We start from the raw sequence: 26,650 nt of genomic DNA on the forward strand, positions 1-26,650 counted from the left end.
GTGATGCTTATTCCTGACGGGGGGTGATGACGGTCGGCTCGGCCGGGGCCGCAGGGGCAGCCAGTTCGCGCAAGCGCGTTTGCACGACGGCCTGGTCGAAGGCGGCGGGCGTCGTCTGCGCCAGGGTCAAGGCGCGCTGGTAATACGTGGCGGCCAGCCGGGGCTGGTTCAGCCGGTCCAGGCCCACGGCCAGGTTGAAGGCATAGTCGGGGTTGCCTGGCGCGGCGCCGTAGGCGCGGAAAAATTGCTGCTGCGCTTCGTTCCAGCGGCGCTGCTTGGCGTACACATTGCCCAGTGCAAACAGCACGGGGGCGCTGTCGGGGTTGCGCGCCAGGATGGCTTTCAATTTTGCCTCGCTCTGCGCCACGTCGCCCTGGCGCAGCCCGATCAGGCCGGCCAGCGCCTCGCCATCGTCGGGATTGATTTCCAGCAAACGCACGTACAGGGCCGCCGCCTGCGCGCCCTGGTTTTCGCGCAGGGCCACGGCCGCCAGGCCCAGCAGCGCGTCGCGGTTGGTCGCATCCTGCCGCAGCACCGTTTCATATTGCTGACGAGCAAGATCCAACTGGCCCCCGTTGAAGGCTTGATAGGCTTGCTGCACATCGGGGTTGATTTGCGGCGCGGCCACGCTGCGCTGCACCTGGATCTGGCTGTTGTCGGGCGCGGCCACCGGTGGCAGGCTGGGCGCTGCGGGCGGCGCCATGTGCGCCAGCTGCGCCGCTACGGCGGCCTGGGCCGCCGCCTGTATCATCGCCTGCTGGTCCTGTGCTGACTCTGGCTGGCGCGCGTCGCGCGGGGTGTCGGGCGGCAGCGCCGCGGGCGTCATGGCGTCCGGCGGCGCGGCACCCGTCGCCGGCACCACCACGACGGGGCCGGCAACGCCGGCCGTGCCCGGGGCATCCGTCAGCGGCATGGGCACGCCGGGCAAGTTGGCGCCCGCGCCGGGGCTGGTGCTGGCGCGCCAGTACCAGTACGCCATGGAGCCGACCACCAGCAGCAGGATCGCCAGCAGCACGGCCAGGCGCACGGTGACCGGGTCGACGCTGATGGGGCCCGTGGGGCCTTTCGGCGGCGGATTGCTGCGGCTGGCGCGTGGCCGGGCGGGCGGCGCTTCCGGACGGGCGCGCGGCGGCTCGGGCGGCGGGCCTGACTGCGCGCCTTGCTGTGACCCTGGCTGTGGCTCAGGCTGGGAGGCACTCTGTGCCGGCTGCGGCGCGGGCGCGTCCGTCAGCGGTTCCAGGCGCAAGGTGCTTGCCGGCTGCACGGGCGCTGGTGCGGGACGGGGCGGCAGGGCGTCGGCCGGCGCCAGTTCCAGCACCTGGTCGTAGGCTTCGGACGGCTTTTCCAGTTCTTCGTCGGAAAGGCTGTTCTGCTTGGCGCGCTCGGCTTTCTTGAGCGCCTGCATCAGCAAGCTCATGGGAAGTCTCCCTGCAAGCGCGCCTGCGGCCGGACGGGCGCCGCTGGCGGGCCATCCGTGTAGGGCTGGGTGTTGAGCGGCGCCTGGCCGGGCAGCAGGTAGCGGTAATCGCGGTAATCGCCCTCGACGCTGGCATCCTTGACGACGACGGGGCGCATGAAGATCACCAGCTCCGTCTTGCTGCTTGCCTCATTGCGGTAGGTAAACAGATTGCCCACCAAGGGCAGGCTGGACAGGCCCGGCACGCCATCCTTGGCATTGTCGATGGAGTCTTGCATCAGGCCGCCCATCACGGCGATCTGGCCATTGCCCACTTTCATGATCGATTCCAGCTCGCGCGCCTGGATCACGGGCACGCGGCTTTGCACGTTGGCCGTGGCCAGGGCCGGATTCGGGTCTTGCACGTAGCCGACGATGCGCGTGATGGTGGGGCGCACGTTGAGGGTCACTTCATCGCTGTCGGAAATCTGCGGCGTGACGCTCATGACGAAGCCGACGGGCACCGTTTCCAGCTTCGATTCATAGGTAGCCGGCGTGGTGATGGTGCCCGTCGAGCTGATCACGGCGGGCGTCACCTTGATGGTAAAGAAGACATTGTTGTCGACCACCTTCAGCATGGCCGTCTGGTTGTTCAGCACGCTGATCTTCGGACTGGACAGCACTTTCACCTTGCCGAACGATTCGAGCAGCTGGATGGTGGTGGAAAAGCTGTCTTTCAGATAATTGAGCAGGAAGATGCCGGGCGTGGCGTTCGGCGTGACGCCGCTGGACAGGCCCGCCGTGCCCACTTGCCCCTGGCGCAATTGCAGGCTGCCCGTCAGGCGCGACCAGTTGATGCCTTGCTGGTATTCATTGCTCAGGCGCACTTCGATGATGGTCGCCTCGATCAGCACTTGCCGCTTGGCGCTGTGCAATACCGCGTCGAGGAATTCGGCGATCTTTTCATGCTGGCGGCCCGTGGCGCGCACGGCGATCAGGCCGCCCTCGACGTTGACGACGACGGACGAGGGGCTGCCCTTGTTGGCCAGTTTGAGCAGCGGCATGCCGTTCGCGTCCAGCGGCTGGCCGGGAGCCGCGTTCTGGCTGGGCGCCTGCTGGCCCGGCACATTCTGGCTCCCGTTCGGGTTGCCATACGGCATCGGCGCCTGGGCGCCGTACTGGCCGGCCGCACCGGCGGCAGGGTAGGCGCCGGCCTGGTTCTGCTGCTGGCCTTGCTGTCCCTGCTGGCCTGGCATGCTCGTCAATTGCTGGTTCAGCTGCGCCAGCGGGTCCACCTGCACGTCGTTGAGCGTGGTCTCGCGCAGCAGGTCGCGGATATTCTTTTCCAGGCTGTACCAGAAATTATTTTCCGAACGATTCACGACGAGGGTGGTCGAATTGTTATTGCCGTTGCCGCCGCTGCCTTGCGTGCTGCCCACGGGGTTGCTGGCGTTGTTCGACCCGCCGCCCGCCGTGGAGATTTGCGTGGCGATATTCACGCTGCTGTTGGTGCTGCGCGCCATGTTGACGTAATCGACCTTGTAAGTGCGCCAGACGGGCGCGTCGGGCAGCACCGTCAGGTTCTTGCCATCGATTTCGTAGCGCATATCGACTTGCTTGCCGATACGCGCCAGCAGTTGCGGCAGGGTCTGGTTCAGCGCATTCAGGGTGACGCTGCCTTCGATCTGCGGGTGGATGTCGATATTCATGCCCGCGTCGCGCGCCAGCGCAAACAGCAGCGATTGCACGGGCACCTTGTGCACGGTGACGCTGTAGGTTTCCACTTTTGGCGCGGGCAGGGGAGCGGCCAGCGCGCTGCTTTGCTGCACCGGTTCGGGAATGACGCCGGCGGCGACGGGCGCGGCATTGAGGTGGGCCGGCGACAGCGGCGTTTGATGCGTGGCGCAGCCGGCCAGCATGGTGCTGCAGGCGAGGGCGACCCAAGAGGTCAGCACAGGAATAGGGTGTTGAGTCATGAAAAGTTCGCCCTTGAAGTCGTGTTGTGCTTTTGTAATTTTACCCAGCATGATCGCTTAAAAGCAATCGGCTGTGCAGGCTTGGGAGGCAATATGCTGAAATAAAGTCAGGGGGCGCCACGCCCCGGTTTTTCCAGTGTCAGGGCTTTTATTTCTGTGCGGATACTGTCTATGTCGCTCAGCAATATTTTCTGCGACGACGCCGGGGCCAGCCTGGCCCACACGGCTTCGGCGCTGGCCTGGTCGGCAAAGCTGCCATAGACGATGAGCAGGCGCGCGGCGGAGGTCGCGGGCGGCGTATTTGCGGACGCGGACGCGGTTGCGGACGCGGCGCCAGGCAGGCGAAACACGTGGAGGTCGTGCAGGCCGGTGGCTTGCTGCGCCTGCCGCAGGAAGGTTTCCGCCGCAACTGTCTCGGTGGCGGGCAAGCTGGCGATGTGCAGCACCAGTTGCCGCGGCCCTTGCCGCGCCAGCCAGTCGCGCGATTCGGCCAGCTTGCTGTCGAGCAGCGTCGACGGGGCGGGCTGCGGTGCGCGCATAAGCGCTGCCTTGAGCGTGCCTGGGGCCACGTCGGCGGGCGCGGCGGAGCGTGCCTGGGATGCGTGGTGTGCCTGGGAGGCCTGGCTTGCCGGTGTCGCCATGCTGGCTGTCGCCGCAGTCCGATCCTCGCTGCCTGCCCGCCATTGCCACAGCAGAGCAAAGGCCAGCAACAGCATCAGCGAGCTCAAGGCGCCTGCCAGCAACTTGCCCGCATGCCAGGGCGGGCGGTAAAAGGGGCTGTCGGCGATGGCCAGGCGCACGTGGCGCGCGCTGATTTCCTGCGCATCGTCCGCAAACGCGGCCAGCAAGGCCTTGTCGGCCAGGATATTGATCCTGCGCACGATGCCCTGCGCCGCGCGCGCCAGCCGGCGCAGCGCGGCCGGCGTAAAAACGAGCGGCGCCGCACGGCCGGCGGCGGCCAGGCGGCATGCCAGATAGTCGTCCAGCAAGGCTGGCGGCAGGCGCGGCACGCTGAAACTGTGGGTGATGCGTTCCTTCAACTGGCGGAACTGGGGCAAGTCCAGGGTGTGTTGCAATTCCGGCTGGCCGAACAGAACGATCTGCAGCAGCTTGTGGCTGGCCGTTTCCAGGTTCGTCAGCAGGCGCAGCGCTTCCAGGGTGGCGCCCGGCATCGCTTGCGCTTCTTCGGCCAGCAACACCACCTGGCGTCCCGCCGCATGCCTGGCGATCAGCTCGCCGTGCAGGGCGCGCAGGACGGCATCGGCGCGGTAGCCATCCAGTTCCAGGCCCAGTTCGGCGGCGATGGCGTGCAGGACTTCGTCCGGTTCCAGGCGGGGATTGAGCAGGTACAGCACGTCTACCCGGGGCGGCAGGCGCTCGGCCAGCATGCGGCACAGCATGGTCTTGCCGCTGCCCACTTCGCCCGTCAGCTTGATGATACCTTCGCCTTGCGTGACGGCATACAGCAGCGCAGCGAGCAGCTCGCCCCGCGTATTGCCCGTATAAAAGAAGGCCGGGTCCGGCGTGATGCCGAACGGCGCCGTGCGCAAGCCGAAATGGCGCAGATACATGCCGTGCGGCAAGGGCGCATACGGCCGTCCGGGCGGCGTGGAGGGCGCGACGTGCGTGTCGGCGTTCATGCCGCGATGCAATTGAGGAAAGCCTGTTCCAGGCTGGCGTCGGCCGCGCCGCCGTGACGCGCGCGGCATTCGGCGGGCGTGCCCGTAAACACGATGCGGCCCCCATGCAGGATGGCCATGCGGTCGCACAATTCTTCCACGTCGGCCAGCGCATGCGAGGTGAGCAGGGCGCCGCGGCCTTGCGCGCGCGCTTGCCGCAAGACTTGCTTGAATTGCGCGCGCGCCTTCGGATCGAGTCCGCTCATCGGTTCGTCGAGTACCAGGTGCGGCTTGCCCGATAGCAAGCATGCGGCCAGCCCCAGTTTCTGCATCATGCCTTTCGAATACTCGCGCGCGGGGCGCAGCAGGGCGTCCGGCGCCAGGTCCAGCGCGTCCAGGGTTTGCTGCAGCGCTTGCGCATCGGGGCGCACCTTGTGCAGGCGCGCCAGGTAGCGCAGGAAGTCGCCGCCCGTCAGGTAATACGGCGCCTGGAAGCGCTCCGGCAGAAACGACAGGGGCTGGCGCGCCGCGCCATGCCGGTGCGGCTGGCCGAAGATGGCGATCTCGCCCCGCTCGGGCGTACAGAAGTCCAGCAGGCATTTCAGCAGGGAAGTCTTGCCCGCGCCATTCACGCCAACCAGGCCGAACAGTTCTCCCGCGCGCACCTGCAGGTCGACGCCGCGCAGCACGGCGTTGCCCGCCAGCTGCAGATGCACGTTGTGGAACTCGATGGCGCAGGCGTTCATAGTGGCAATGGTCGGCAGGCAAGACGGGGTACGACCGCCATTATTGCCATGGGTGCCGGCGGGCGGCAAGTGTTTACTTGCTGAGTGTTGAAATGCGCAAAAATCAAATGATGGAATGTATTTTCTTTAAGAAACAACAGGTTCTGGAATAAAATACCCCCGCGCGCCGCTGGCGTGCATCGTCTGATGAATCTGTCGAGGAGCAAGCATGGCAAGGCCAGAGAAAGTCCGGCTCGGTGAAATTTTGGTGCAGCAGAAATTGCTGACGGAAGAACAGTTGGGCCAGGCCTTGACGGAACAGAAGCGTTCGGGACGCAAGCTGGGCCGCGTTTTTGTCGAGCACGGCTTCGTCACGGAAGAGCAGATTTCGGGCGCCCTGGCGCGCCAGCTCGACATTCCCTATATCAACCTGAAGTTTTTCAACATCAACCCCGAACTGGTGCGGCTGCTGCCGGAAACCCAGGCGCGGCGCTTCCGCGCGCTGGTGCTGGAAGACCGCCGCGAGGGTTTGCTGGTCGGCATGTCCGATCCCACGGACCTGTTCGCGTACGATGAAATCTCGCGCCTGGTCAAGCGCCATATCGAGCTGGCCGTCGTCAATGAGACGGAAGTGCTGGCCGCCATCGACCGCATCTACCGCCGCACGGAAGACATTTCCACCCTGACGCGCGAGCTGGAGCAGGACCTGGGCGACGTTTCCGTCGACTTCGGCGCGCTGGCCGCCAATCCGGGCCTGGAAGAGGCGCCCATCGTCAAGCTGCTGCAATCCGTGTTCGAGGATGCTACCCAGGTGCGCGCCTCGGACATCCACATCGAGCCGCAGGAAGGCCGGCTGCAGATCCGCTTCCGCATCGACGGCGTGCTGCACCTGCAGACGGAAGCGGACAGCAAGATCGCCAGTTCGCTGGCGCTGCGCCTGAAATTGATGTCGGACCTCGATATTTCCGAGAAACGCCTGCCGCAGGATGGACGCTTCGCCATCCGCGTGAAAAACCAGCGCATCGACGTGCGTATTTCCACCATGCCGACGCAATACGGCGAATCGGTGGTGATGCGGCTCCTGAACCAGGGCGGCACGACCTTGCGCCTGGACGCCATCGGCATGCCGCCTGCGCTGGTGGCGCAATTCCGCGCCATCGTCAGCCGCCCGAACGGCCTCGTGCTGGTGACGGGGCCGACCGGCAGCGGCAAGACGACGACCTTGTACTGCGCCTTGTCCGAACTCAACTCCGTGGAAAAAAAGCTCATCACGGTGGAAGACCCCGTCGAGTACCGCTTGCCGGGCATTAACCAGGTGCAAGTCAACGACAAGATCGAGCTGAATTTCGCCAGGGTGCTGCGCTCGGCCCTGCGGCAAGATCCCGACATCGTGCTGGTGGGCGAGATGCGCGACCAGGAAACGGCGCAAATCGGCTTGCGCGCCGCCATGACGGGTCACTTGGTGCTGTCGACCCTGCATACGAACGACGCCATCAGCACGCCGCTGCGCCTGATGGACATGGGCGTGCCCCGCTACATGGTGGGCAGCTCGCTGCAAGCCGTGCTGGCGCAGCGCCTGGTGCGCGTGATCTGCGAAAGCTGCAGCACGCCATACGCGCCCACACCGAACGAATACGAATGGCTGCGCCTGGAACTGGGCGAACTGGTCGAGCGCAACCAGTATTTCCACGGCAAGGGCTGTTCGCATTGCAACGGCATGGGTTACCGGGGCCGCACGGGCGTGTACGAATTGCTGGAAATCACGCGCGCCGTGGCCGATGCCGCCAACCATGCCGATCCGTCCCACTTCATGAAGGTGGCGACGGCGCAGATGGCGGGCGAAACCCTGCGCCGCCACGCCGTGCAGCTGGTGGTCCAGGGCCGCACGACGGTGATGGAAGCGATGCGCATCAGCAACCAGAGCGAGGACTGAGGTGCCGTTTTTCTCCTACAAGGCGCGCAGCGCCAGCGGCGAACTGTTGACCGGCGTCATGGAAGGCGCCGACAGCGGCGCCGTGGCCGATCAATTGATGGCAGGCGGCAGCACGCCCGTCGATATCAGCGCCACGAAACAGACGGTGACGAAGGCGGGCGCCAACCAACTGGGCTGGTGGGACAAGCTGACCGAGAAAAAGGTCACGCCCATGGACGTGCAATTGTTCAGCCGCCAGCTGTACACCCTGCTCAAGGCGGGCGTGCCCATCATGCGCGGCCTGGCCGGCTTGCAGGAGTCGGCCATCAGTCCCGCATTCGGGCGCATCATCAAGGATGTGCGCGAATCGCTCGACGCGGGCCGCGAACTGTCGGCCGCCATGGCGCGCCATCCCGCCATCTTCACGCCGTTCTACCTGTCGATGGTGCGCGTGGGCGAAATGACGGGGCGCCTCGATGAAGTGTTTTTGCGCCTGTTCGACCACCTGGAATTCGACCGCGACATGCGCGCGCGCGTGAAAACGGCGACGCGCTACCCGACCTTCGTCGTCTTCGCCATGCTGGCCGCCATGATCGTGGTGAATATCTTCGTCATTCCCCAGTTCGAGAAGGTGTTTGCCAGTTTCCATGCGGAACTGCCCCTGATGACGCGCATCCTGATCGGTATCTCGCGCTTTACGGTGACGTACTGGCCTATCCTGTTGATGCTGGGCGTGGGCGGCTTTTTCGGCTGGCGCGCCTGGCTGCGCACGAAAGAGGGTTTATATAAGTGGGATCGCGCCAAGCTGCGCCTGCCGATCGCCGGCAAGATCATCCTGAAAGGCACGATGGCCCGCTTCGCGCGCAGTTTTGCCCTGTCGAGCACGAGCGGCGTGCCCATCGTGCAGGCGCTGACGGTGGTGTCGCAAACGGTCGACAACACGTATCTGAGCGCGCGCGTGGAGCAGATGCGCGACGGCGTCGAGCGGGGAGAAAGCATCTTGCGCACCTCGGTCGCGGCCGGCGTGTTTACGCCCGTGGTGCTGCAGATGATCGCCGTGGGCGAGGAATCCGGTTCGCTCGACGACCTGATGGACGAGATCGCGGACATGTACGAGCGCGAAGTCGATTACGAGCTGAAAACCCTGTCGGCGCAGATCGAGCCGATTTTGATCGTCTTCCTCGGCGCCATGGTGCTGGTGCTGGCGCTGGGCATCTTCCTGCCGATCTGGGACCTGGGCCGGGCGGCCCTGCACTGATGGCAAAACCATTCCGCCAGCGCGGTTTCACCCTGTTCGAGCTGGCGGTGGTGGCGGGCGTGTTCGCCATCCTGACGGCCGTGTTCCTGAACCGGGTCAGCTATTACCAGCGGCAGGCGCAGCAGGTGGCCGTGGCGCAGATGCTGGGCGTGCTGCGCACCAGCTTGCGGGTGCAGGTGCTGCACCTGTACCTGGCGGATCGGCGCGACCGGTTGCCGGCGCTGGCGCGGCAAAACCCGTTCGACTGGCTGATGGATAAGCCGGCCAACTACCTGGGCGAGTTCGCGCAGCCGGAGCTTGCAAAATTACCTGCGGGGAATTGGCTGTACGATAAAAAAGAACAAAAAATCATCTATTTGTTTAGTAATGGCAATATTTTTCCCAGTAAAAGGGTTGATTTAGTGAAATTTAAGGTAACCTTGCCACGTGCGGATGCCGATCTTGACAAGCTCGCCCAGGAACCCGATATCGTGGTGTGGCAATCGCCGGACCCGGCGGCAAACTGACGCGCTTCCTGGTCCGGTGCAGCGACGGTGTCATGGCGTTGGTTTTGAAGTTTTTTTATTTGATTTTGGAGAAAGCAAGAATGAACAAGTCTTTACGTAGTATGAAAAGCGGCGCCCAGGCAGGTTTTACCCTGATCGAATTGATCGTCGTCATCGTGATCCTCGGCATCCTGGCCGCCACGGCGATTCCTAAATTCATCGACATGTCGACCGAGGCGCGAGTGGCCAAGATGCAGGCGGCGGCGGGTGCCTTGAAGTCTGGTTCGGCCCTGTTCCACGCACAATGGTTGGTCAAGGGTTCGCCTGCGGACAGCGTTGCCATCACCATGGAAGGCACGGACGTCAAGGGCGTCAGCGGCTATCCGTCTATCGCTTCGCCTGGCATCGCCGCGGCGGCAGGTGGTCTGCTTGACTACGATACCACCACCACTGCTGCAACGGCGACCGTGTTGACTGTATTGCCTGACAGTAAACATCCAAATTGCAAGGTGACCTATACGGCTGCCGTGGCTGCCGCAGGCACCACACCGATCCAGCCGCCGGTGGTTGACGCGACGGCCCTGGGCACGCCGGCCAACTGCAGTTAATACAGGCGTGCAGATGCCGTGCCGGCAAACCGGCACGGCCGCGCCATGTTTCCGCCCGCCCAACGCCAGGCTATGCCGGTTGGGCTTTTTTACGGGTATCTCCATTGTCCTTGCCATCGATCATCTTGCCGCAACGTCTGGCGCTACCGCGGGCTAGGCTGCAGTGCCGCCCACGCGGCTTCACCTTGATCGAGCTGGTGGCCGTGCTGGTGCTGGCGGGTTTGCTGGCGACCTTTGCCGTCAACCGGTTTTTCCAGCGCGACACTTTTGACGCGCGCGGTTTTGCCGACCAGGTGACGAATATCGTGCGCTACGGGCAAAAACTTGCGGTGGCGCAAAACCGTGCCGTGTTTGTGCGCATCGATGCCAACAGCGTGGCCCTGTGCTTCGATGCCGTTTGCAGCGCTGACCAGAAAGTGGTGCCGCCCGCGGGCAAGAACAGCGGCAGCAAGGAGACGCAGCAGTATTGCCTGGGGAGCAATTGGCTGTGCGAAGGCCGTCCGTCCGGCGTCAAGCTGTCCACCGATGTGACAGGCGAGCCCAGTTTTTATTTCGACGCGCTGGGCAAACCATATGCGCAGAACGATGTGTTCCCGGCGCCATCGGCTTTCCCGGCGCGGCTGAACATCAGCATCCTGGGTGACGGCACGGAGCGCGTCGTCACGGTCGAGGGGGAGACCGGCTATGTCCATTAGCCAGCGGCGCCAGCGTGAACGCGGCGTGACCCTGATCGAGCTGGTGCTGTTCATCGTCATCGTCGGCCTGGCCTCGGCCGCCATCCTGGGCGTGATGAGCCTGACGACGCAACACAGCGCCGATCCGCAGTTGCGCAAGCAGGCGCTGGCGATTGCCGAAGGCATGCTGGAAGAAATCCAGCTGGCGCGGTTTACCTATTGCGATCCGCAAGACCCGGCCGCGGAAACGGCGACCAGCCCGGCCGGCTGCGCCATCCCGGAAGGGCCGGGGGAAGAGGCGAACGGCGCGGGGAGGCCGTTCGACAACGTCAACGATTACGTGAGTGCGTATGGCACAGCCACGGAGTACAAGACGGATGCCCAGGGTAATGCCTGGGCTGCCAGCCCCACCCAGAATTACACTGCCTTGGTGACGATCACCGAGCAAGCCCTGAACGGCTTGCCTGCGACGGAAAGCCTGCATATCCAGGTGGTCGTGCCGTATGCCGACCAGCAGATCGTGCTCGACGGCTATCGCGTGCGCTATGCGCCGAATAGTATCCCATGAGTACTCCATGAGAAATTTCTATAACGCCAGGCGCCGCCCGCGCGGTTTTACCCTCGTCGAGATGGTCATCGTGATCGTCATCACGGGCATCATCGGCGCCATGGTCGCCGTCTTCATCCGCGTGCCCGTGCAAGGCTATATCGACACCACCGCGCGCGCCGCGCTGGCCGACACGGCCGACACGGCAGCGCGCCGCCTGACGCGCGACGTGCGCCTGGCCCTGCCCAACAGCGTGCGCGTGTCGAACGACGGCCTGTTCCTGGAATTGCTGCTGACCAAGACGGGCGGACGCTACCTGAGCGACAGCGATCCGTCGGGACTGGGCAGTGTGCTGAGCTTCGAGACCCCTCCCAACCCCAGCCTGCCCCTGAACTTTACCGTCGTCGGCGCCATGCCCGTCAATGCGCTGGGCGCGCGCCAGGCGATCAGCGTGGGCGATCAGATCGTCGTCTACAACCTGGGCGGGGACGACGCGCCGAACAATGCGTATGCCTGCAGCGCTGCCACCGGCTGCAATCGCGCGCCAGTCACGGGCGTAGCCGGCACTGTCGTCACCTTGGGCAGCTATCCCTTCACGACGGCGCCCGCGCCGCTGCCGTCGCCGTCGAACCGTTTCCAGGTGGTATCGACGCCCGTCACCTATGCGTGCGATCTGAAGAGCGGCACCTTGACCCGTTACGCGGGCTATGTCATCCAGGTTACCCAGCCGGTTGTGGAAAACACGGTCCCGCTGGAGGCGAAGAAGGGAGCACTGCTGGCGCGCCAGGTGACGGCTTGCCGTTTCAGCTATGGCATTTTGGCCAACGTGCAGCGTGGTCTGGTGAATATCGACCTGAGTCTGGGGGCAGCGAACAGCAATACGGGCGTGCTGCGTCTGGTGCAACAGGTACAGGCGAGGAATACGCCATGAGGCGCTTGCTGCGCCATCGCGCGGGCCGCATGCGCGGTTTCAGCCTCGTCACGGCCATTTTCCTGCTGGTGGTGCTGGCCGCGCTGGCGGCCGTGATGGTGAATATCTCCACTTTCCAGCAGACGGAATCGGCCATGGACGTGCAGGGCGTGCGCGCCGAACAGGCCGCGCGCGCCGGTCTCGAATGGGGGCTGCAGCGGCAGATCAGCGCCGGCCTGACCGCTGGTGCGGCGTGCATCGGTCCGGCCAGTTTCAGCTTGCCAGCGGGCACGACGCTGTCGTCGTTCAGCGTTAGCGTGCAATGCAGCACGGCCACGGGGCCCGGCACCTTGACCAGCTGGACCATCACGGCCACGGCGTGCAACCAGCCGGGCACTGTCGAGCCGTTCTGTCCGAACGCGGGCAACAACGCGGACTATGTTCAGCGCCGCCTGCAAGCCGTGCTGTCGCAGTAAGATCAACTGCGTGCAAAAAAGATCGCTAATTTATTGTTTTTACACAATAAAGTTGGCTTCATGAATTAAAATTGGCTGGATGCATTAACTGCGCGACAAGATCGGGCAGGCACTTACACTGGATAGGTCGCATGGGTTTATTCGCAAGAGCAAGGAAGTATGAGGGTTGGCTGGCCACGGCGTTTGGCCGGGAAGGCGTCAGCGCTGTCGTTGTCGAACGTCCCGCCGACGGCATGCCGCGCGTGCTGGGCGCCAGTTACCAGGCGGCCGCGCGGCCGGCGCCGGCCGAGGTGCTGGAAAAACTGGGCAAGGACGTGCAGGCGGCAGCGCGCCACTGCACCACCGTGCTGGCCGGCGGCGAGTACCAGTTGCTGTCGCTGGAAGCGCCTGCCGTGCCGCGCGAGGAGCTGAAGACGGCCGTGGGCTGGCGCCTGAAGGACATGCTGGACTTTCCCCTGGCCGAAGCCACCATCGACGTGTTCGACATCCCCGGCGACCCGAACGGCACCCAGCGCGGCAGCAGCGTGTTTGCCGTCGCCGCGCGCAACAGCGCCGTGTCGCGGCGCCAGGCGCTGTACGCCGAATGCAAGATCGGCCTGTCCGTGATCGATATCCCCGAGATGGCGCAGCGCAATATCGCCACCTTGCTGGAAACGCCGGGACGCGGCATCGCCGTGCTGTATTTCGATGGCGACGGCGGCTTGCTGACCATGAGTTTCAATGGCGAGCTGTACCAGGCGCGCCGCATCGACGTGACCCTGACGCAATTGCAGTCGCCCGACGCCAGCCAGTATTACGACCGCGTCACCCTGGAACTGCAGCGCTCGTTCGACCACTTCGACCGCCAGTTTCATTTCATTTCGCTGGCCCGCTTGATGCTGATGACGGGCGCGGCCGACGGCTTGCACGCCTATCTGGCCGACAACCTCTACATGCCCGTCGAGCAGCTGGACCTGGCCACGGTGCTGGACTTGTCGCAGGCCGCCGAATTGCGCGACCCCGCCATGCAGGCGCGCTACTTCCTGGCCATCGGCGCCGGCTTGCGCGAGGTTGGCTTGCATTCGGGCAAGCACGAAGGGAAGGGCGCATGAGCCAGCAGATCAATCTGTTCAATCCCCAGTTTGAACTGCAAAAACACCATATGTCGGCGCGCACGGCCGGCTTCGGCCTGGGCGGCCTGGCGCTGGCCCTGCTGGCCGTGGGCGTGCTGGCCCAGCAAGCCTTGACCGGCCTGGAACGGCGCGAAGCGGGCGTCAAGGCGGCGCTGGCGCAGGGCGAGGCGAAGCGCGACCAGACTTTGCGCGATTTTCCTCCACGCAAGAAAGATCCGGCCCTGGCGCAGGAACTGGCGGCCGTCGAGGCGCAGCGCCAGTTGCTGCAGGATGCGTCGAACGTGCTGGAAAGCGGCAAGCTGGGCAATACCCTCGGCTATGCCGGCTATTTCCGCGCGCTGGCGCAGGCCAGGGTCGAGGGCGTATGGCTGACGGGCGTGGATATCGCCGGCGCCGGCAATGACTTCGGTTTGCAGGGCCGCGCCTTGCACGCGTCGCTGCTGCCCGCGTACATCACGCGCCTGGGCCAGCAGGAGGTACTGCGAGGCAAGACCTTCGCCAGCCTCGACATTAACCAGTCCGGGCAGCCGGCCGTGGCCGAGGGCAAGGCGCCTGGCCTGCCGTATGTCGCGTTCAGCCTGCAGTCGGCCGACCGCGCCGCCGGCCCGGCCGGGCCTGCCACGCCGCCGAAACCTGTTACGGAAGGAACACGCTGATGCTGCCCTTGCTGAAGAAATGGGCCGCCGCCTTCGACGCCCTCAGCCTGCGCGAGCGGCTGATGGTGTTCGGCGCCGGTGCGGCCGCCGTCCTGTTCGTGTTCTATTTCATGAGCTTCAATCCCCTGCTGGCGAAACGCGCGGCGCTGGAGGCGAGCATTGCGCAAAAACAAAGCCTCCTGAGCGCCACCGACAAGGAAGTCGAGCTGACCATGCTGGCCCATGCCACCGATCCCGACCAGGAAGCGCGCACGCGCCTGGCGGCCTTGCAGGCGGAAACGGCGTCCCTGGCGCAGGCGCTGCGCGAGAAGCAGCATGGCCTGGTGGCGCCGGAGCGCATGGTCACCTTGCTCGAACACTTGCTGCGCCGGCACGCGGGACTGCGCGTGGTGTCGCTGAAAACCTTGCCGGCCAGCGCCGTGGGCGCGCGCCAGGCCGACAGCGCGAACGGCGATGCGGCGGCCAGGGCCCCGGTCCCGGCTCCCCTGCTGCACCAGCATGGCGTGGAAGTGGTGCTGCAAGGCAGTTATGCGGACATGGTGCAATACATGCAGGCGCTGCAAGCGATGCCGACGCGCGTCTTCTGGGGCGCCGCCCACCTCGACGCCGCCAGTTACCCGGGCGCCACCCTGACCCTGACCTTACATACCCTCAGCATGGACGATACATGGATCGCACTCTGACCCTGGGTTCCGCGCTGCTGGCGCCCTTCCTGATCCTGAGCCTGGCATCGCCGGGCGCGCAGGCGCAGGCGCTCGACGATCCGACGCGCCCGCCCGCGGCCCTGTGGGCGCCCGCCGACGCCGCGCCCGTCGTCGCGGCCCGGCCGCAGCTGCAATCGGTGCTCGTTTCCACCCAGCCGGGCGGACGCCGCCTGGCCGTCATCGATGGCCAGACGGTCAAGGTGGGCGGCAAGGTGGGCGACGCCGTGGTGGTGGAAATCCGCGACACGGCCGTATTGTTGCGGCGTGGCAAATCACTGGAAACCTTCAAGCTGTATCCCAGCAGCAAGACCAATAACAAGGCCGATCGTAAGACCGATAGCAAGACCGACCGCAAGCAGGAGTAGAAGAAGTGGCCAAGCAACTCAATCAACACAAGGCGAGCATGTTCAAGATCAGTACGATGGCGGCTGTCATCAGCGTCAGCCTGGGCCTGGGCGGCTGCAATGTCGCGCCCGTCAAGCGCGACACCTATAATGCGATCACCGATGCCGTCAAGGGCGCGGCAGCCACCACGGCGCCGGCGGCCCAGCCGGATGCCGTGGAAGCGGCGCTGCTGCCGCCCGTGGCGGCCCTGGCCCAGCAATTGCCGAAGGCCCGCGCCGCGCTCGACGAGCGCTTCAACGTGGCGTTCAACAATGTGCCGGCGCGCCAGTTCTTCACTTCCATCGTGGCCGGCACGCGCTACAACATGCTGGTCCATCCCGACATCGGCGGCACGATTTCCGCCAATCTGAAGGACGTGACCCTGTTCCAGGCGCTCGACGCCGTGCGCGAACTGTATGGCTACGATTACAAGGTCGAGGGCACGCAGATCTACATCAAGCCCCTGACCATGCAGACGCGCTTGTTCCACGTCAATTACCTGACGGGCGCGCGCCGCGGCAGTTCCAACTTGCGCGTGTCGTCGACGTCGGTCGGTTCCGTGGGCTCGACCAACTCGGGCGGCTCCGGCAACAGCGGAAATGGCGGCAATAACAATCAGGGCAACAACAACGAGCAGAACCAGCAAACGAATGGCGGCCAGGGCGGCCGTACCCTGGACAGCAGCAACCTGACCACCTCGTCGACGGCCGATTTCTGGCCGGAACTGAAGGCGGCGCTGGAAGCCATCGTCGGCAGCAGCGACGGCGGCCGGCAAGTGGTGCTGAGCCCGCAATCGGGCGTGATCGTCATCCGCGCCATGCCGGAAGAGTTGCGCAATGTCGACATGTACCTGAAGGCCACGCAATTGTCCGTCGACCGCCAGGTGATCCTGGAAGCGAAAATCCTCGAAGTCGAACTCAACGACAACACGCAGACGGGCATCAACTGGGCCTCGTTTGCCTCGATCAAGAGCGGCCACACGAACCGCATCTCGACGGGCTTCATCCAGCCGGGCGGCACCCTGGCGCCGCTGCCCTTCAACGGCGGCCAGCCGCCCAACATGACGAATGGCAGCGGCTTGACGGCCAGCAGCGGCTTTGGCCTCAGCTCGGCGGCGACCTCGGCCGGTTCCATGTTCGGCCTGGCCTTCCAGACGGCCAATTTCGCGGCGATGATTTCCTTTCTGGAATCGCAAGGCTCCGTGCACGTGCTGTCGAGCCCGCGCATCGCCACCATGAACAACCAGAAGGCCGTGCTGAAGATTGGCACGGACGAGTTTTACGTGACGGGCGTGTCGACCACGACGAATACGACGGCCAGCGGCGCGACGACCAGCCCCAACGTGACCTTGCAGCCCTTCTTTTCCGGCGTGGTGCTGGACGTGACGCCGCAGATCGATGCGGATGGCAACATCATCCTGCACGTGCACCCATCCGTCAGCCAGGTGTCGACCATCAGCAAGGAAATCGACCTGGGCAGCGCCGGTTCCCTGAAACTGCCGCTGGCGGCATCGAGCACGTCGGAGATGGACAGCATGGTGCGCAGCCAGGACGGCCGCATCGTCGCCATCGGCGGCCTGATGCGCCAGGCCACGACGTCGGACCGCTCGCAAGTGCCGGGCGCGGGCGATATCCCCGTGCTGGGCGCGCTGTTCCGCAACACGGGGCAGGTGATCCAGAAGCGCGAGCTGGTGGTGTTGATCAAGCCGACCATCGTCGATGGCGCCAATAGCTGGAACGAGGACTTGCTCGATTCGGGCAAGCGCATCGAGGCGCTCGACCCGCGCCGTCCGTCGGAGCGGCGCTAAATGTACCAGGCCCATTTCGGCTTGCGCGAGGCGCCGTTCGGTCTCACGCCCGATACCAGTTTCTTCTTTAACGGCCCGCAGTCGCAAAAGGCGCTCAACACCTTGCTGGTGGCGGCGCGCAATGGCGAGGGCTTTATCAAGATCACTGGCGAAGTGGGCACCGGCAAGACTTTTCTTTGCCGCAAGTTCATGCAATCCTTGGGGCCGGACTTCGTCACGGCCTACATCCCGAATCCGAACTTGTCGCCCCGTTCGCTGATCCTGGCGCTGGCCGAGGACCTCGATGTCTTGCTGGAAAAGGATATTGAGCAGCATCAGTTGCTGCGCGCACTCAACTTGCGCCTGCTCAACCTGGCGGCGCAAGGCAAGCGCGTGCTGCTTTGCCTGGACGAAGCGCAGGCGATTCCCGTCGACAGCCTGGAAGCGCTGCGCCTGCTGACGAATCTGGAAACGGAAAAGCGCAAGCTGCTGCAGATCGTGCTGTTCGGTCAGCCGGAACTGGACGTCAAGCTGGCCCTGCCGGAAATCCGCCAGCTGGCGCAGCGCATCACCTTTCACTATCACCTGGGGCCCTTGTCGCGCGACGACGTGGATTTCTATGTGGCGCACCGCCTGCGCGTGGCCGGTTTCGATGGCGCGCGCCTGTTCAGCCGTGGCGGCGTGGGCAAGCTGTACAAGGCGTCCGGCGGCATCCCGCGCCTGATCAATATCATGGCGCACAAGGCGCTGATGGTGGCGTACGGCGAAGGGCGGCAGCAGGTCGGCGGCCGCCACGTGGCGCTGGCCGCCAGCGACACCCTGGCCAGCAAGCCGCACCGCTTTTGGCGCAGGCCGTGGCCATGGCTGGCCGGCGCCGGCGTGCTGGCCGCCGCCTGCGGCGCGAGCTGGACTTTATTGAACCGATGACGAAGATGAGCCTGTAGATGAGCCTGATTAACAAGATGTTGCAAGACCTCGATGCCCGCGGTACCCCCGATGGACGCGGCGACGCGGCCGGTATCCGCTCCGTGCCCGAACGCGAGCGGGGCGTCTCGCGCGCGCTGGTCTTCGGCGGCGCAGCGGGCCTGACGGCCGCCGCCATCGCCCTGGGCTGGGTCTACCTGAAGCGCCCGGCCGTGCCGCCCGTGCTGGTCAGCGTGGCCAGCACGCCGGTCCTGGTTCCAGTGCCGGCACCGGCGCCTGTCGTCGTTGCACCCGCGCCCGCGCCCGTACCCGTTGTGGCGGCGGAACCCGAGCCCGTATTTCAGGCCGAGGAAGCCACGCCCGCGCCCGCCAAGCTGCGTGCCGCCGACATGCGCCGCATCACGGAACAAGCCGTCAAGCCTGTCGCTGCGCCCGTGGTAAAGACGGCTGCGTCCGCTGCGAGTGAACGCATCATTGACGGAAAACAAGTCACGCCGCAGCAGCGCGTGGAGAATGAATACCGGCGCGCGCTGGCCCAGTTGCAGGATGGCCGCGTCTCCGACGCCATGCTGGCCTTGCAGCAGACCCTGCAGCTGGATCCGCGCCACCAGGGCGCGCGCGAAACCCTGGTGCGCCTGCTGCTGGAAGCGCAGCGTCCCGACGAGGCGGCCCGCCAGTTGCAGCTGAGTCTGGCGCTGGACCCGAAACAGCCGGCGCAGGCGATGATGCTGGCCCGTTTGCAGCTGGACAAGGCCAATGGCGGTGCGGCGGCCCTTGACACCCTCATGCGCAGCTTGCCGTACGCCAGCGACAGCGGCGAATACCAGGCCTTCCTGGCCGGCGTGCTGCAGCGCGAGCAGCGCTACCGCGAAGCGGCCGAACACTACCAGCTGGCCCTGCAGGCGGCGCCCGACAACAGCGTCTGGTGGATGGGCCTCGGCATCGCCTTGCAAGCCGACAACCACCCGGCCCAGGCGCGCCAGGCGTTCGAGCGGGCCAAGGGCTTGCAAACCCTGTCGCCCCAGCTGCAGGCGTTTGTCGAGCGCAAGCTGGTGCAGCTGACGGCGTCTGCGGCGAAATAACTTTTACCTCACTGAAAGAAACCAGCTTGAAGCCTGTGAATCTGCTCATCGTTCTTTGCTGCCTGGCCAACAGCGCCCTGGCCGCCCCCGCCAGCGCCCCCGCCAGCTACGTTCTTGAGAATACGGAAGTGCGCGACCTCCGCGCGCAAGCCTTGAAGCGCGATTACCAGCTGTATGTCGCCTTGCCCGATTCCTATCGACAGGGCAACAGGCGCTATCCGGTGCTGTTCGTCGTCGATGCCAATTATGCATTTCCCGTCGTGCGCAATATCGCGCAGCGCCTGAACAAGCATGCGGGGATGGAAGAAGTCATCGTGGTCGGCTTGTCGTACGCCAACGGCGATGGCGGCGTGTACAGCCGGCGCCGCGACTACACGCCCACCACGCCGCGCAAGCACGATTACCGCTCGGACATGCCGGGACGGCAGCCCGCGTTCGGCGAAGCGAAGGCGTATGGCCAGTTCATCTCGGGCGAGGTGTTTCCCTTTATTGCGCAGCACTATCGCGCGAACATGCAGCGCAAGGTGTTCATCGGCCATTCCTACGGCAGCCTGCTGGGCCTGCAATTCCTGCTGACGGAACCGCGCACCTTCGAGCACTACGTCCTCGGCAGCCCGTCGCTGTGGTACGACGCCGGCGTCATGTTCGACCGCGAACAGGCGTATGCCGCCAGCCACAAGGACTTGCCGGCGTCCGTGTTCTTTGGCATCGGCGGCCTGGAAAAGCTGGCGGCGGGCAAGAAGCGTTCACGTTCGGAAGAGGACGCCGACATGGTGGCCGACTTGCGCGAATTCGATGGAAAGTTGACATCGCGCAAGTTCCCCGGCCTGAAGACGCGCTTGCGCGTCTTCGCGGATGAAGATCACGCGAGCGTGTTTCCTTTCGTGCTCACGCATGGCTTGCGGGCGTACTTGACGTCCGCAAAATGAAGGGCGCTTACGGGCGCATCAATGTCGGCAGGATCAGCTTGGTCAGCAATTTTTCGCTGATGCCATGGGCGTCGCGCACCTGGAAGTTGGTCGTGGTGATGACGACCACGGCATCGAGTTCCGGCAGGACGAGCACTTTATTGCCGCCGGAACCCGCCATGCCATAGCTTTGCACCGTGCGGCCATTGGCCGTGAACGGTTGCAGCCACCACAGATAACCGTAGTCCATGCCTTCGCGCGCGTTGGCGTGGGGCGCGATCGAGCGCTTGACCCATTCGGCCGGCATCACCTGCTTGCCATGCCAGCGCCCGCCGTCGAGGTAGAGCTGGCCTAGCTTCATCAGATCCACGCTGCGCAGCTGCAAGCCTCCGCCCGTCATGGCGCTGCCCTTGGGCTGGAATTGCCATTTTACCTTGTCGATGCCAAGCGGCTTGAACAGGTTGGCGGCGGCGAAGTCCGGCACGCCCTGGCCGCTCACCTTTTCAAGCAGCGGTCCCAGCAGGGTTACGCCGGCCGTGCAATAGCTCCAGGCGCGGCCATACGGCGATTGCTCGGGGCGGGGCTGCCATTCGGGAAAGCCGCGGATCGGCAGGTCCGCCACGAAGCGGCTCCAGTCTTCCACCAGATACATGCGCTCTTCATTGCCGCGCGAATGCTGGTTGTCGTCGTCGCACTCGAGCAGCGAGCTCATGGTCAGGAAATCCTCGACCGTGATCTTGTCCTTGCGCGGGTCGGCATGGGCCAGCGGGCGCAGTTCCGGAAAGTAGGGCAGGACGGGGGAGTCGGTGCGCAAGAGCTTGCGCTCGATGGCCAGGCCGACCAGCATGCCGGCCACCGTCTTGCCCACCGAGCGCGTGTTGCGCAGGCTTTCGGCGCCATCCTTGTCGAAGTAGTGTTCGTAAAGCAGCTTGCCATGCTGCGCCACCACGACGCTGGTGACCTGCTTGAAGTCGCCCGCTTCGATGGCGGTGGTGACGCCGTCCAGCTCGCCTGCGTGGACGCTGCTGCCGAAGGCGAGAAGAAGGGGGAGGTATCGCAACATGGTGTACTCCTGAGTTGGAAAAGTGCAGTCTAGTCTTGCAAATTGGGCATTGTCTTGGACGTTTGAAACATTTGGCGGCGATAGTTGCTGGGCGTCATGCCGTAACGGGCCTGGAAGGCGCGCGTCATATGGCTCTGGTCGGCAAAGCCCACGCTCAGCGCCACGTCGGCCATGCTCAGTTCCGGGCGGCGCAGCAAGCCGCTGGCCTGGTCGACGCGGCGCCAGCGCAGCAGGTCGCCCGGCGAACAGCCCCAGGCCTGGCGGAACACGCGGGCCAGGTGCACGGGATGCACATCCAGGGCGGCGGCCACGTCGGCGATGCGCAGATGCGTGTCATTGGCCAGGTCCATCACGGCTTCATACGCCTGGTGGGCCCAGCCGGGCAGGGCGGGGCGCGCCTGCCGGGGCGCCTTGTGCAGGCTGGCCAGCATCTCCCACGCGCCCGCTTCGAGCAGGGCGCCGTCGCCGCCGCGGCCCACTTCGCGCGCGAGCCGGAACGCGGCCGCCGCGCTGGCCGTATCGCGCAACACGGTGGCGCACTCCTGGGCCGCATGCAATTCCTCGGCGCCCGACAGCAGGGCAGGGTCGAGCGATACCGTCATGAAGCTGCCCTTGCCATCGACGAAGCGGTCGCGGTGCGTCGTGCCGGCAGGATTGAAGACGAGGGTGGGCGAAGGCGCGCGCGGCGGGGCGTGCAGGGCACTGGAAATATACGTGCCGGACAGAACGAAGACGAAGTGGGCATCGTCATGCCGGTGCGTTTCGACTTCATCCTCGCCACGCGTGGCCTTCAGGCGGCGGATGTCGAAGATGCTGCCGCGCGCGCCGTGATGCACGTCGCCATAGAATTGGCCGGACTTGAACTGGAGTGGAGTGGTCATATCGGCATGGTATGTGCGGCCGTCCTGACGGGCCAGCGCGGGACGACGAATGGCGCCAGGCGCAGGATGAACGGTCGATTCGGGGGAATGCACGGGATGTGGGACGGCGGCTCCGGCCGGTTTTGCGTGGCCGCTGGCAGGCGTGCAGGGGTGCCGGGGCGGCTATGTGTAAAATTTGCGCAGCGTCCAGATGTCGCCATCGATACTGGATCGCGCCAGGGGCGAGCCGCTGGAATGCCGGGCGCCGCCCGCCAGGCAGTGCCAGCGTCGTCATGAACTCTCCGACCGCCGGAAGCGGTCATCGATAAGGTCAGGTGCAATGCGTACATTGAATGAATTACTGGATAGTGAAGACCCGGCGTTTCCGCTGATCCGGCAATGGGCCAGCGAGGCCGACATCCCGGTGGAATTGCTGCCGCCCTCGGCCGGCAGGGAAGATGTGCTGCTGAGCCTGCAGGTCACCACGCGTTCCCCCCTTGGCGCCATCGCCTATGAAACGGGCGGCATCCTGGTGGATGACGGCTGGCTGCGGATATTGGGCTCGGGACATGGCAAGCTGGAGCGGAACATTGCTACGTGGAACGAAAGAAAGGCCGAGGGCTTTCTGTTGGTGGCCGACGACGTGCTCGGCGGCTTTTTTGCCATCAACGGGGGCGCACTCGGGGCCGACCAGGGCAAGATGTATTACCTGGCGCCCGAGACGCTGGCGTGGGAAGCGCTGGAGATCGGCTACACGGCGTTCGTCGAATGGGCCTTTACTCGCCAGTTGCGGCAGTTTTACGGCCGGCAGCCCGGCGATGCGCAGGAGTTTGACGAATTGCCCGAATTGCCCTTGTCCGGCGACCTCTGCCTGAATTTTTATCCGTTTCTGTGGACGCAAGAAGGTTCCCTCAAGACCAGCTCGCGGCGCGCCATTCCCGTGGAAGAGCAGTGGGCGCTCAACCTTGATCTGCAACAGAAGTTGCTGGACGCTCCTGCGGGCGAGAACTGAGGCATGGCTTGCGGGCGTCTTTGACGGCATCGCCCTGCGCATCCCGGGCCGGTGAAATGGCATTTCAACCCCCGATTCAAGCGCTTTGTCGCAATGGCAGGCGCGAGAAAAGGGCAAGGGGATAGCATACGATGGGCTTTCTCGCGATGCGCCGCCCGCCAGCGAGTGTCCGATACTGCCGCGGCAGGCAACGGATGCTTCTCAATGACCTCGATCAGGATGAATACGCATGAAATTGACCCTTCCACATGTCCTCTCCACTTGTCTGTTGGGCGCCTTCGGTGCGATCGGCAGCGCGCACGCGGCTCCCGCCGATGCCGAACTGGTCGCCTTGGTGCAGCGCCATGCGCAGGCACAGAGCAACTTTGATCAAGTGGCCTTGAACGCCATCACGGCGGAGAATTATGTGGAAATATCGCCGGTCGGCGAGGTGGACGGGCGTGAAAAAATGCTCGCCTTCTATGCGCCGGAGCAGAAGCGGCCGAGTCCCCAGCTGCAGGTCGATGAACCGGTGGTGCGCCTGTTTGGCGATACGGCGCTCATCTCGGCGCGCTTGTCCTACCGTCTCAACCAGGATGGGGTAGCCCGCAATTTCGCCCTGCGCGCCGGCTATGTCGCTCGGCTTGTCGACAAGCAATGGCTGCTGGTCAGCGCACAGTACACGGGCATCCGCCCGCCGAAACCGTGAAGTGAGCCGTGCCTGGCGCCCGGCCAGCCTACAGCCGCGCCTCGTCGCCCCACACGTGCCGCATGCTGAAATGCATGCCGGCATCGTCTTCGTGCAGCGACGAGACGATGGCGAACTGGCTGTCGCCCGTGTCGCGCGGCGTCATCTGCGATAGCTCGGCGGCGGCCAGCGGCGCGCCCAGCGGGTCGCTGAGCGGATGCACGTGGCCGGCGCCCCGTTGCGTCACCACCCCCAGTTCGCCGCTGCGCAGGCGTACCAGGGTGCCGGGCGGATACTTGCCCAGCAGATTGACGAATTGCTCGCCCAGCAGCGGGTCGATAGGCACGCCCTGGTCGAGGAAGATGTGCTGCAGTGCCTGGTCGGGGACGATGGAACGGCGGTAGTTGCGCGCCGAGACGCGGGCGCAATAGCGGTCGGCCAGGCCGATCAGCTTGGCATTTTGCAGGATTTCATCGGCCGTGCGCCCCTGCGGGTAGCCGCTGCCGTCGTCGTTTTCATGGTGCAACAGTACACAGCTCAGCCATTCCTCGTCATCGACGCCGGCGCAGCGCAGCAATTCCGTGCTTTCCTGCGGATGCTGGCGCACGATGCGCATTTCGTCGTCGTTCAGGGGGCCGCGCCGGTCCTGGAAGCTGTCGTGGTGGCGCAGCATGCCCACGTTCATCGTCAGCGCGGCCGCACCGATCAACAGCAGTTCATCGTGCGACTTGTGCATGCCGCGGCCCACCAGCATGGCCAGCAAGGCCGTTTCGATGCAGTGGCGCACGGCATAGCTGCCGGCGATCTGGTTGAGCAGGATGCTGGCCAGGGCGATATCGGCATCGTGTTCGAGCGCGCGCAGCAGTTCGCGGGCGATGTCGCGCACGTCGCGCTCGGCATTGCTTTCGCTGCGCAAGTCCAGCAGCAGCCGTTCCAGGCGTTGCGCCGCCTCATTGAGCAAGCGCAAGACGGATGGCTGGTCCGGCGCGCCCACGTACAGGCCCAGCTGCAGCAAACGGCCCAGCTGCGTGCCATCCGTGATGATCTGCCCCTTGCGCAGTTGCGGGCCGGCACTATGGTCAGCCAAAAACAGATCCCAGGGCAGGGGTTCGCCGGGAACCAGGTCGGCCGGGCCGATGCGACGCTGTACCATCTGTCATCCTTTGCCCCGCCGCAGCGAAGCCATGTTCAGTGCTCGGTTATATGCTGCGCAGGCGCTCCAGCGCCAGGCGCAAGGTCTCGTCTTTCTTGGCAAAGCAGAAGCGCACGATGCCCGACTCCTTGCCCTGCACGTAAAACGCGGAGACGGGAACGGCCGCCACCTTGATTTCCGTCGTCAGCCATTCGGCGAACTGCGCTTCGGTCTCTTGCGAAATCGCATCGTAGCGCACGCACTGGAAATACGTGCCGTCAGCCGGCAGCAGGGTAAAGCGGCTACCCGCCAGGCCGTCGCGGAACAGGTCGCGCTTGCGCTGGTAAAACGCGGGCAAGTCCAGGTAGGGCTGCGGATTCGCCATGTAGCCGGCGATGCCGTGCTGCATCGGCGTGTTGACGGTAAACACGTTGTACTGGTGCACCTTGCGAAATTCCGCCGTGAGGGCTGCTGGTGCCGCCACGTAGCCGACTTTCCAGCCCGTCACGTGGTACGTCTTGCCGAAGCTGGAAACGATGAAGCTGCGCGCCGCCAGTTCCGGGTTGCGCGAAAGCGACGCGTGCGGCACGCCGTCATACACCATGTGCTCGTACACTTCGTCGGACAATATCAATATTTGCGTGCCGCGCACGATGTCGGCCAGCGCGGCGATATCGGCCGGGCGCAAGATCGTGCCCGTCGGATTGTGCGGCGTGTTGATGATGATCAAGCGCGTCTTGCTGGTGACGGCGGCGGCCAGCTTGTCCCATGGCACGCTGTAGCCTTGTTCACCCGCTTGCATGGACACCAGCACAGGCACGCCGCCGGCCAGCGCGATGGCGGGCAGATAGCTGTCATAGGCCGGTTCGATGACGATGACTTCGTCGCCCGGGTGCACGCAGCACAGGATGGCCGTGGTGAGCGCCTGCGTGGCGCCGGCCGTGACGGTGATTTCCGTGCCGGCATCATAGCCGTGGCCGTACAAGCTGGCGATCTTCGCGGCGATGGCCTCGCGCAGGGGCGCGGCACCCGTCATCATCGGATACTGGTTGTGGCCGGCGCGCATGGCGTCGCTGACGAGGTCGACCAGGGCCGGGTCGCAATCGAAGTCGGGAAAGCCCTGGCCCAGGTTGACGGCGCCATGCTGGGCCGCCAGGCTGGACATGCGGGTAAACACGGTGGTGCCCACGAGAGGCAAGCGGGTGGTCAGGGTGGGAGTCGTGCAGGGCAGGGACGGGCTGTTCATGAGCGGTAGGGGCGCGGTGCGGAAAGTGGAATCGTGTCTCATTCTAGCGCAGCGCGCCCCGTTGCGTGCGGGGCTTTGGCGCCTCAGCCTGGCAAGGCCCAGCCTTCCGGCACCATGATCTTGAACATGCCGGCCTTGGCCGTCTTGCGGGCCAGTTTCAGCAGGGCCTTGTCCTTGGTGATGAGGATGTCGGCGTTGGCGTCGCGCGCCAGTTCGAGGAATTTCTGGTCATCCTTGTCCGTGCAGACGGGCAGGCGCACGCCGGAGACGGGCGGCGCCACCACGCTGATATGCGCGTCGAAGCGGGCGGCGGCGACGGCGCGGCTGGCTTCGTCGAGCGGCAAATGTTTGTAATGCAACACGACCAGATATTCCGCGCGGCAATCTTCGCGCGTGATGGCGTGCACGGCGCCGCTTTCCATGGCCGCCAGCAGGGGCGCCCAGCGCGGGTCGTTGAAGACGAACAGGTCGAGGCAAACGTTGGTGTCGAGGACGAGTTTTTGTGGAGCAGGTATCATGTCGGCAATT

27 protein-coding genes are annotated in these 26,650 nt (G+C 65.0%); 18 read left to right on the forward strand and 9 right to left on the reverse strand.

The annotated features are described in order from the left end of the window. Positions 1–7 precede the first annotated feature (7 nt). From O0879_RS01395 to O0879_RS01410, 4 genes are all read right to left on the reverse strand, one after another. A complete protein-coding gene (locus tag O0879_RS01395) occupies positions 8–1,417 on the reverse strand; it encodes a tetratricopeptide repeat protein (RefSeq protein ID WP_289914314.1) in 1,410 nt (469 codons plus the stop codon). Next, a complete protein-coding gene (mshL, locus tag O0879_RS01400) occupies positions 1,414–3,372 on the reverse strand; it encodes a pilus (MSHA type) biogenesis protein MshL (RefSeq protein ID WP_289914315.1) in 1,959 nt (652 codons plus the stop codon). Before mshL (O0879_RS01400) ends, O0879_RS01395 begins: the two co-directional genes overlap by 4 nt. A gap of 107 nt (positions 3,373–3,479) precedes the next feature. Further along, entirely contained in the window at positions 3,480–5,012 is a 1,533-nt protein-coding gene (locus O0879_RS01405) for an AAA family ATPase (protein ID WP_289914316.1), read from the reverse strand. After that, complete coding sequence (locus O0879_RS01410; protein ID WP_289914317.1) at positions 5,009–5,737, reverse strand: ABC transporter ATP-binding protein; 729 nt, start codon at positions 5,735–5,737, stop codon at positions 5,009–5,011. Before O0879_RS01410 ends, O0879_RS01405 begins: the two co-directional genes overlap by 4 nt. Before the next feature lie 208 nt (positions 5,738–5,945). Here O0879_RS01410 and O0879_RS01415 point away from each other — a divergent pair, with 208 nt between their 5' ends. The 16 genes from O0879_RS01415 to O0879_RS01490 all read left to right on the forward strand — a co-directional run bounded on the left by O0879_RS01415 (position 5,946) and on the right by O0879_RS01490 (position 20,163). Continuing rightward, complete coding sequence (locus O0879_RS01415; protein WP_034781098.1) at positions 5,946–7,649, forward strand: GspE/PulE family protein; 1,704 nt, start codon at positions 5,946–5,948, stop codon at positions 7,647–7,649. Position 7,650: 1 nt separating this feature from the next. Beyond that, complete coding sequence (locus O0879_RS01420; RefSeq protein ID WP_289904674.1) at positions 7,651–8,886, forward strand: type II secretion system F family protein; 1,236 nt, start codon at positions 7,651–7,653, stop codon at positions 8,884–8,886. Further along, a complete protein-coding gene (locus tag O0879_RS01425; protein WP_289914318.1) occupies positions 8,886–9,392 on the forward strand; it encodes a type II secretion system protein in 507 nt (168 codons plus the stop codon). The genes O0879_RS01420 and O0879_RS01425 overlap by 1 nt, the downstream gene beginning before the upstream one ends. 32 nt (positions 9,393–9,424) lie before the next feature. Next, on the forward strand, positions 9,425–9,979 hold the full coding sequence (locus O0879_RS01430) for a type II secretion system protein (protein WP_289914319.1): 555 nt from the start codon (positions 9,425–9,427) through the stop codon (positions 9,977–9,979). Positions 9,980–10,089: 110 nt separating this feature from the next. After that, the gene (locus tag O0879_RS01435) at positions 10,090–10,674 is read left to right on the forward strand and encodes a type II secretion system protein (RefSeq protein WP_289904678.1); all 585 of its coding nucleotides are present in this window, start codon (positions 10,090–10,092) and stop codon (positions 10,672–10,674) included. Next, a complete protein-coding gene (locus O0879_RS01440) occupies positions 10,664–11,221 on the forward strand; it encodes a type II secretion system protein (protein WP_289914320.1) in 558 nt (185 codons plus the stop codon). Before O0879_RS01435 ends, O0879_RS01440 begins: the two co-directional genes overlap by 11 nt. Before the next feature lie 7 nt (positions 11,222–11,228). Beyond that, the gene (locus O0879_RS01445) at positions 11,229–12,131 is read left to right on the forward strand and encodes a prepilin-type N-terminal cleavage/methylation domain-containing protein (protein ID WP_289914321.1); all 903 of its coding nucleotides are present in this window, start codon (positions 11,229–11,231) and stop codon (positions 12,129–12,131) included. Next, positions 12,128–12,586, forward strand: a complete 459-nt coding sequence (locus O0879_RS01450; protein WP_099667525.1) for an agglutinin biogenesis protein MshP — start codon at positions 12,128–12,130, stop codon at positions 12,584–12,586. Before O0879_RS01445 ends, O0879_RS01450 begins: the two co-directional genes overlap by 4 nt. Positions 12,587–12,717: 131 nt before the next feature. Beyond that, a complete protein-coding gene (locus O0879_RS01455; RefSeq protein ID WP_289914322.1) occupies positions 12,718–13,677 on the forward strand; it encodes an agglutinin biogenesis protein MshI in 960 nt (319 codons plus the stop codon). Continuing rightward, positions 13,674–14,354 (forward strand): MSHA biogenesis protein MshA, encoded by a 681-nt coding sequence (locus O0879_RS01460; RefSeq protein WP_289914323.1) that lies wholly within the window; start codon positions 13,674–13,676, stop codon positions 14,352–14,354. Before O0879_RS01455 ends, O0879_RS01460 begins: the two co-directional genes overlap by 4 nt. Further along, complete coding sequence (gene gspM / locus O0879_RS01465) at positions 14,354–15,037, forward strand: type II secretion system protein GspM (protein ID WP_289914324.1); 684 nt, start codon at positions 14,354–14,356, stop codon at positions 15,035–15,037. The genes O0879_RS01460 and gspM overlap by 1 nt, the downstream gene beginning before the upstream one ends. Then, positions 15,022–15,423, forward strand: coding sequence for an MSHA biogenesis protein MshK (locus O0879_RS01470; RefSeq protein WP_257218982.1), 402 nt, complete (start codon positions 15,022–15,024; stop codon positions 15,421–15,423). The genes gspM and O0879_RS01470 overlap by 16 nt, the downstream gene beginning before the upstream one ends. A gap of 38 nt (positions 15,424–15,461) precedes the next feature. Next, on the forward strand, positions 15,462–17,249 hold the full coding sequence (gene mshL, locus O0879_RS01475) for a pilus (MSHA type) biogenesis protein MshL (RefSeq protein WP_289897537.1): 1,788 nt from the start codon (positions 15,462–15,464) through the stop codon (positions 17,247–17,249). After that, on the forward strand, positions 17,250–18,155 hold the full coding sequence (locus O0879_RS01480; RefSeq protein ID WP_289910476.1) for an AAA family ATPase: 906 nt from the start codon (positions 17,250–17,252) through the stop codon (positions 18,153–18,155). It begins immediately after the preceding gene. A gap of 17 nt (positions 18,156–18,172) precedes the next feature. Beyond that, a complete protein-coding gene (locus O0879_RS01485; RefSeq protein ID WP_289914326.1) occupies positions 18,173–19,234 on the forward strand; it encodes a tetratricopeptide repeat protein in 1,062 nt (353 codons plus the stop codon). A gap of 35 nt (positions 19,235–19,269) precedes the next feature. Next, positions 19,270–20,163, forward strand: a complete 894-nt coding sequence (locus O0879_RS01490; protein ID WP_289916128.1) for an alpha/beta hydrolase-fold protein — start codon at positions 19,270–19,272, stop codon at positions 20,161–20,163. A 7-nt stretch (positions 20,164–20,170) separates the two neighbouring features. Here O0879_RS01490 and O0879_RS01495 read toward each other — a convergent pair whose 3' ends face one another. Both O0879_RS01495 and O0879_RS01500 read right to left on the reverse strand, forming a co-directional pair. After that, positions 20,171–21,205 carry a serine hydrolase gene (locus O0879_RS01495; protein ID WP_289914327.1) on the reverse strand — a complete coding sequence of 345 codons (1,035 nt, stop codon included), beginning with the start codon at positions 21,203–21,205 and terminating at the stop codon, positions 20,171–20,173. A 29-nt stretch (positions 21,206–21,234) separates the two neighbouring features. Next, positions 21,235–22,086: a helix-turn-helix transcriptional regulator gene (locus O0879_RS01500; protein WP_099667531.1), complete on the reverse strand. Its 852-nt coding sequence runs from the start codon at positions 22,084–22,086 to the stop codon at positions 21,235–21,237. A 319-nt stretch (positions 22,087–22,405) separates the two neighbouring features. Between O0879_RS01500 and O0879_RS01505 the strand changes: the two genes are divergently transcribed. Both O0879_RS01505 and O0879_RS01510 read left to right on the forward strand, forming a co-directional pair. After that, positions 22,406–23,077 (forward strand): DUF2625 family protein, encoded by a 672-nt coding sequence (locus tag O0879_RS01505; protein ID WP_289914328.1) that lies wholly within the window; start codon positions 22,406–22,408, stop codon positions 23,075–23,077. Between the two features lie 229 nt (positions 23,078–23,306). Beyond that, on the forward strand, positions 23,307–23,765 hold the full coding sequence (locus tag O0879_RS01510; protein ID WP_289914329.1) for a nuclear transport factor 2 family protein: 459 nt from the start codon (positions 23,307–23,309) through the stop codon (positions 23,763–23,765). 28 nt (positions 23,766–23,793) lie between these two features. On the opposite strand, the gene O0879_RS01515 is transcribed toward O0879_RS01510, so the two are convergent. From O0879_RS01515 to O0879_RS01525, 3 genes are all read right to left on the reverse strand, one after another. Beyond that, positions 23,794–24,897 carry an HD domain-containing phosphohydrolase gene (locus O0879_RS01515; protein ID WP_099667534.1) on the reverse strand — a complete coding sequence of 368 codons (1,104 nt, stop codon included), beginning with the start codon at positions 24,895–24,897 and terminating at the stop codon, positions 23,794–23,796. A 46-nt stretch (positions 24,898–24,943) separates the two neighbouring features. Continuing rightward, complete coding sequence (locus tag O0879_RS01520) at positions 24,944–26,122, reverse strand: pyridoxal phosphate-dependent aminotransferase (protein WP_289914330.1); 1,179 nt, start codon at positions 26,120–26,122, stop codon at positions 24,944–24,946. Positions 26,123–26,205: 83 nt separating this feature from the next. Beyond that, complete coding sequence (locus O0879_RS01525) at positions 26,206–26,640, reverse strand: putative toxin-antitoxin system toxin component, PIN family (RefSeq protein ID WP_034781135.1); 435 nt, start codon at positions 26,638–26,640, stop codon at positions 26,206–26,208. Positions 26,641–26,650 lie beyond the last annotated feature (10 nt).

The organism is Janthinobacterium sp. SUN120 (genome assembly GCF_030397735.1).
GTDB lineage: Bacteria > Pseudomonadota > Gammaproteobacteria > Burkholderiales > Burkholderiaceae_D > Janthinobacterium > Janthinobacterium kumbetense.

Excerpts from the sequence above, each read along its gene's own strand:
- O0879_RS01395 (WP_289914314.1), bottom strand. The coding sequence starts at position 1,417 with ATGAGCTTGCTGATGCAGGCGCTCAAGAAAGCCGAGCGCGCCAAGCAG.
- mshL (WP_289914315.1), bottom strand. The coding sequence starts at position 3,372 with ATGACTCAACACCCTATTCCTGTGCTGACCTCTTGGGTCGCCCTCGCC.
- O0879_RS01405 (WP_289914316.1), bottom strand. The coding sequence starts at position 5,012 with ATGAACGCCGACACGCACGTCGCGCCCTCCACGCCGCCCGGACGGCCG.
- O0879_RS01410 (WP_289914317.1), bottom strand. The coding sequence starts at position 5,737 with ATGAACGCCTGCGCCATCGAGTTCCACAACGTGCATCTGCAGCTGGCG.
- O0879_RS01415 (WP_034781098.1), top strand. The coding sequence starts at position 5,946 with ATGGCAAGGCCAGAGAAAGTCCGGCTCGGTGAAATTTTGGTGCAGCAG.
- O0879_RS01425 (WP_289914318.1), top strand. The coding sequence starts at position 8,886 with ATGGCAAAACCATTCCGCCAGCGCGGTTTCACCCTGTTCGAGCTGGCG.
- O0879_RS01430 (WP_289914319.1), top strand. The coding sequence starts at position 9,425 with ATGGCGTTGGTTTTGAAGTTTTTTTATTTGATTTTGGAGAAAGCAAGA.
- O0879_RS01440 (WP_289914320.1), top strand. The coding sequence starts at position 10,664 with ATGTCCATTAGCCAGCGGCGCCAGCGTGAACGCGGCGTGACCCTGATC.
- O0879_RS01445 (WP_289914321.1), top strand. The coding sequence starts at position 11,229 with ATGAGAAATTTCTATAACGCCAGGCGCCGCCCGCGCGGTTTTACCCTC.
- O0879_RS01450 (WP_099667525.1), top strand. The coding sequence starts at position 12,128 with ATGAGGCGCTTGCTGCGCCATCGCGCGGGCCGCATGCGCGGTTTCAGC.
- O0879_RS01455 (WP_289914322.1), top strand. The coding sequence starts at position 12,718 with ATGGGTTTATTCGCAAGAGCAAGGAAGTATGAGGGTTGGCTGGCCACG.
- O0879_RS01460 (WP_289914323.1), top strand. The coding sequence starts at position 13,674 with ATGAGCCAGCAGATCAATCTGTTCAATCCCCAGTTTGAACTGCAAAAA.
- gspM (WP_289914324.1), top strand. The coding sequence starts at position 14,354 with ATGCTGCCCTTGCTGAAGAAATGGGCCGCCGCCTTCGACGCCCTCAGC.
- O0879_RS01470 (WP_257218982.1), top strand. The coding sequence starts at position 15,022 with ATGGATCGCACTCTGACCCTGGGTTCCGCGCTGCTGGCGCCCTTCCTG.
- mshL (WP_289897537.1), top strand. The coding sequence starts at position 15,462 with ATGTTCAAGATCAGTACGATGGCGGCTGTCATCAGCGTCAGCCTGGGC.
- O0879_RS01480 (WP_289910476.1), top strand. The coding sequence starts at position 17,250 with ATGTACCAGGCCCATTTCGGCTTGCGCGAGGCGCCGTTCGGTCTCACG.
- O0879_RS01485 (WP_289914326.1), top strand. The coding sequence starts at position 18,173 with ATGAGCCTGATTAACAAGATGTTGCAAGACCTCGATGCCCGCGGTACC.
- O0879_RS01495 (WP_289914327.1), bottom strand. The coding sequence starts at position 21,205 with ATGTTGCGATACCTCCCCCTTCTTCTCGCCTTCGGCAGCAGCGTCCAC.
- O0879_RS01500 (WP_099667531.1), bottom strand. The coding sequence starts at position 22,086 with ATGACCACTCCACTCCAGTTCAAGTCCGGCCAATTCTATGGCGACGTG.
- O0879_RS01505 (WP_289914328.1), top strand. The coding sequence starts at position 22,406 with ATGCGTACATTGAATGAATTACTGGATAGTGAAGACCCGGCGTTTCCG.
- O0879_RS01510 (WP_289914329.1), top strand. The coding sequence starts at position 23,307 with ATGAAATTGACCCTTCCACATGTCCTCTCCACTTGTCTGTTGGGCGCC.
- O0879_RS01515 (WP_099667534.1), bottom strand. The coding sequence starts at position 24,897 with ATGGTACAGCGTCGCATCGGCCCGGCCGACCTGGTTCCCGGCGAACCC.
- O0879_RS01520 (WP_289914330.1), bottom strand. The coding sequence starts at position 26,122 with ATGAACAGCCCGTCCCTGCCCTGCACGACTCCCACCCTGACCACCCGC.
- O0879_RS01525 (WP_034781135.1), bottom strand. The coding sequence starts at position 26,640 with ATGATACCTGCTCCACAAAAACTCGTCCTCGACACCAACGTTTGCCTC.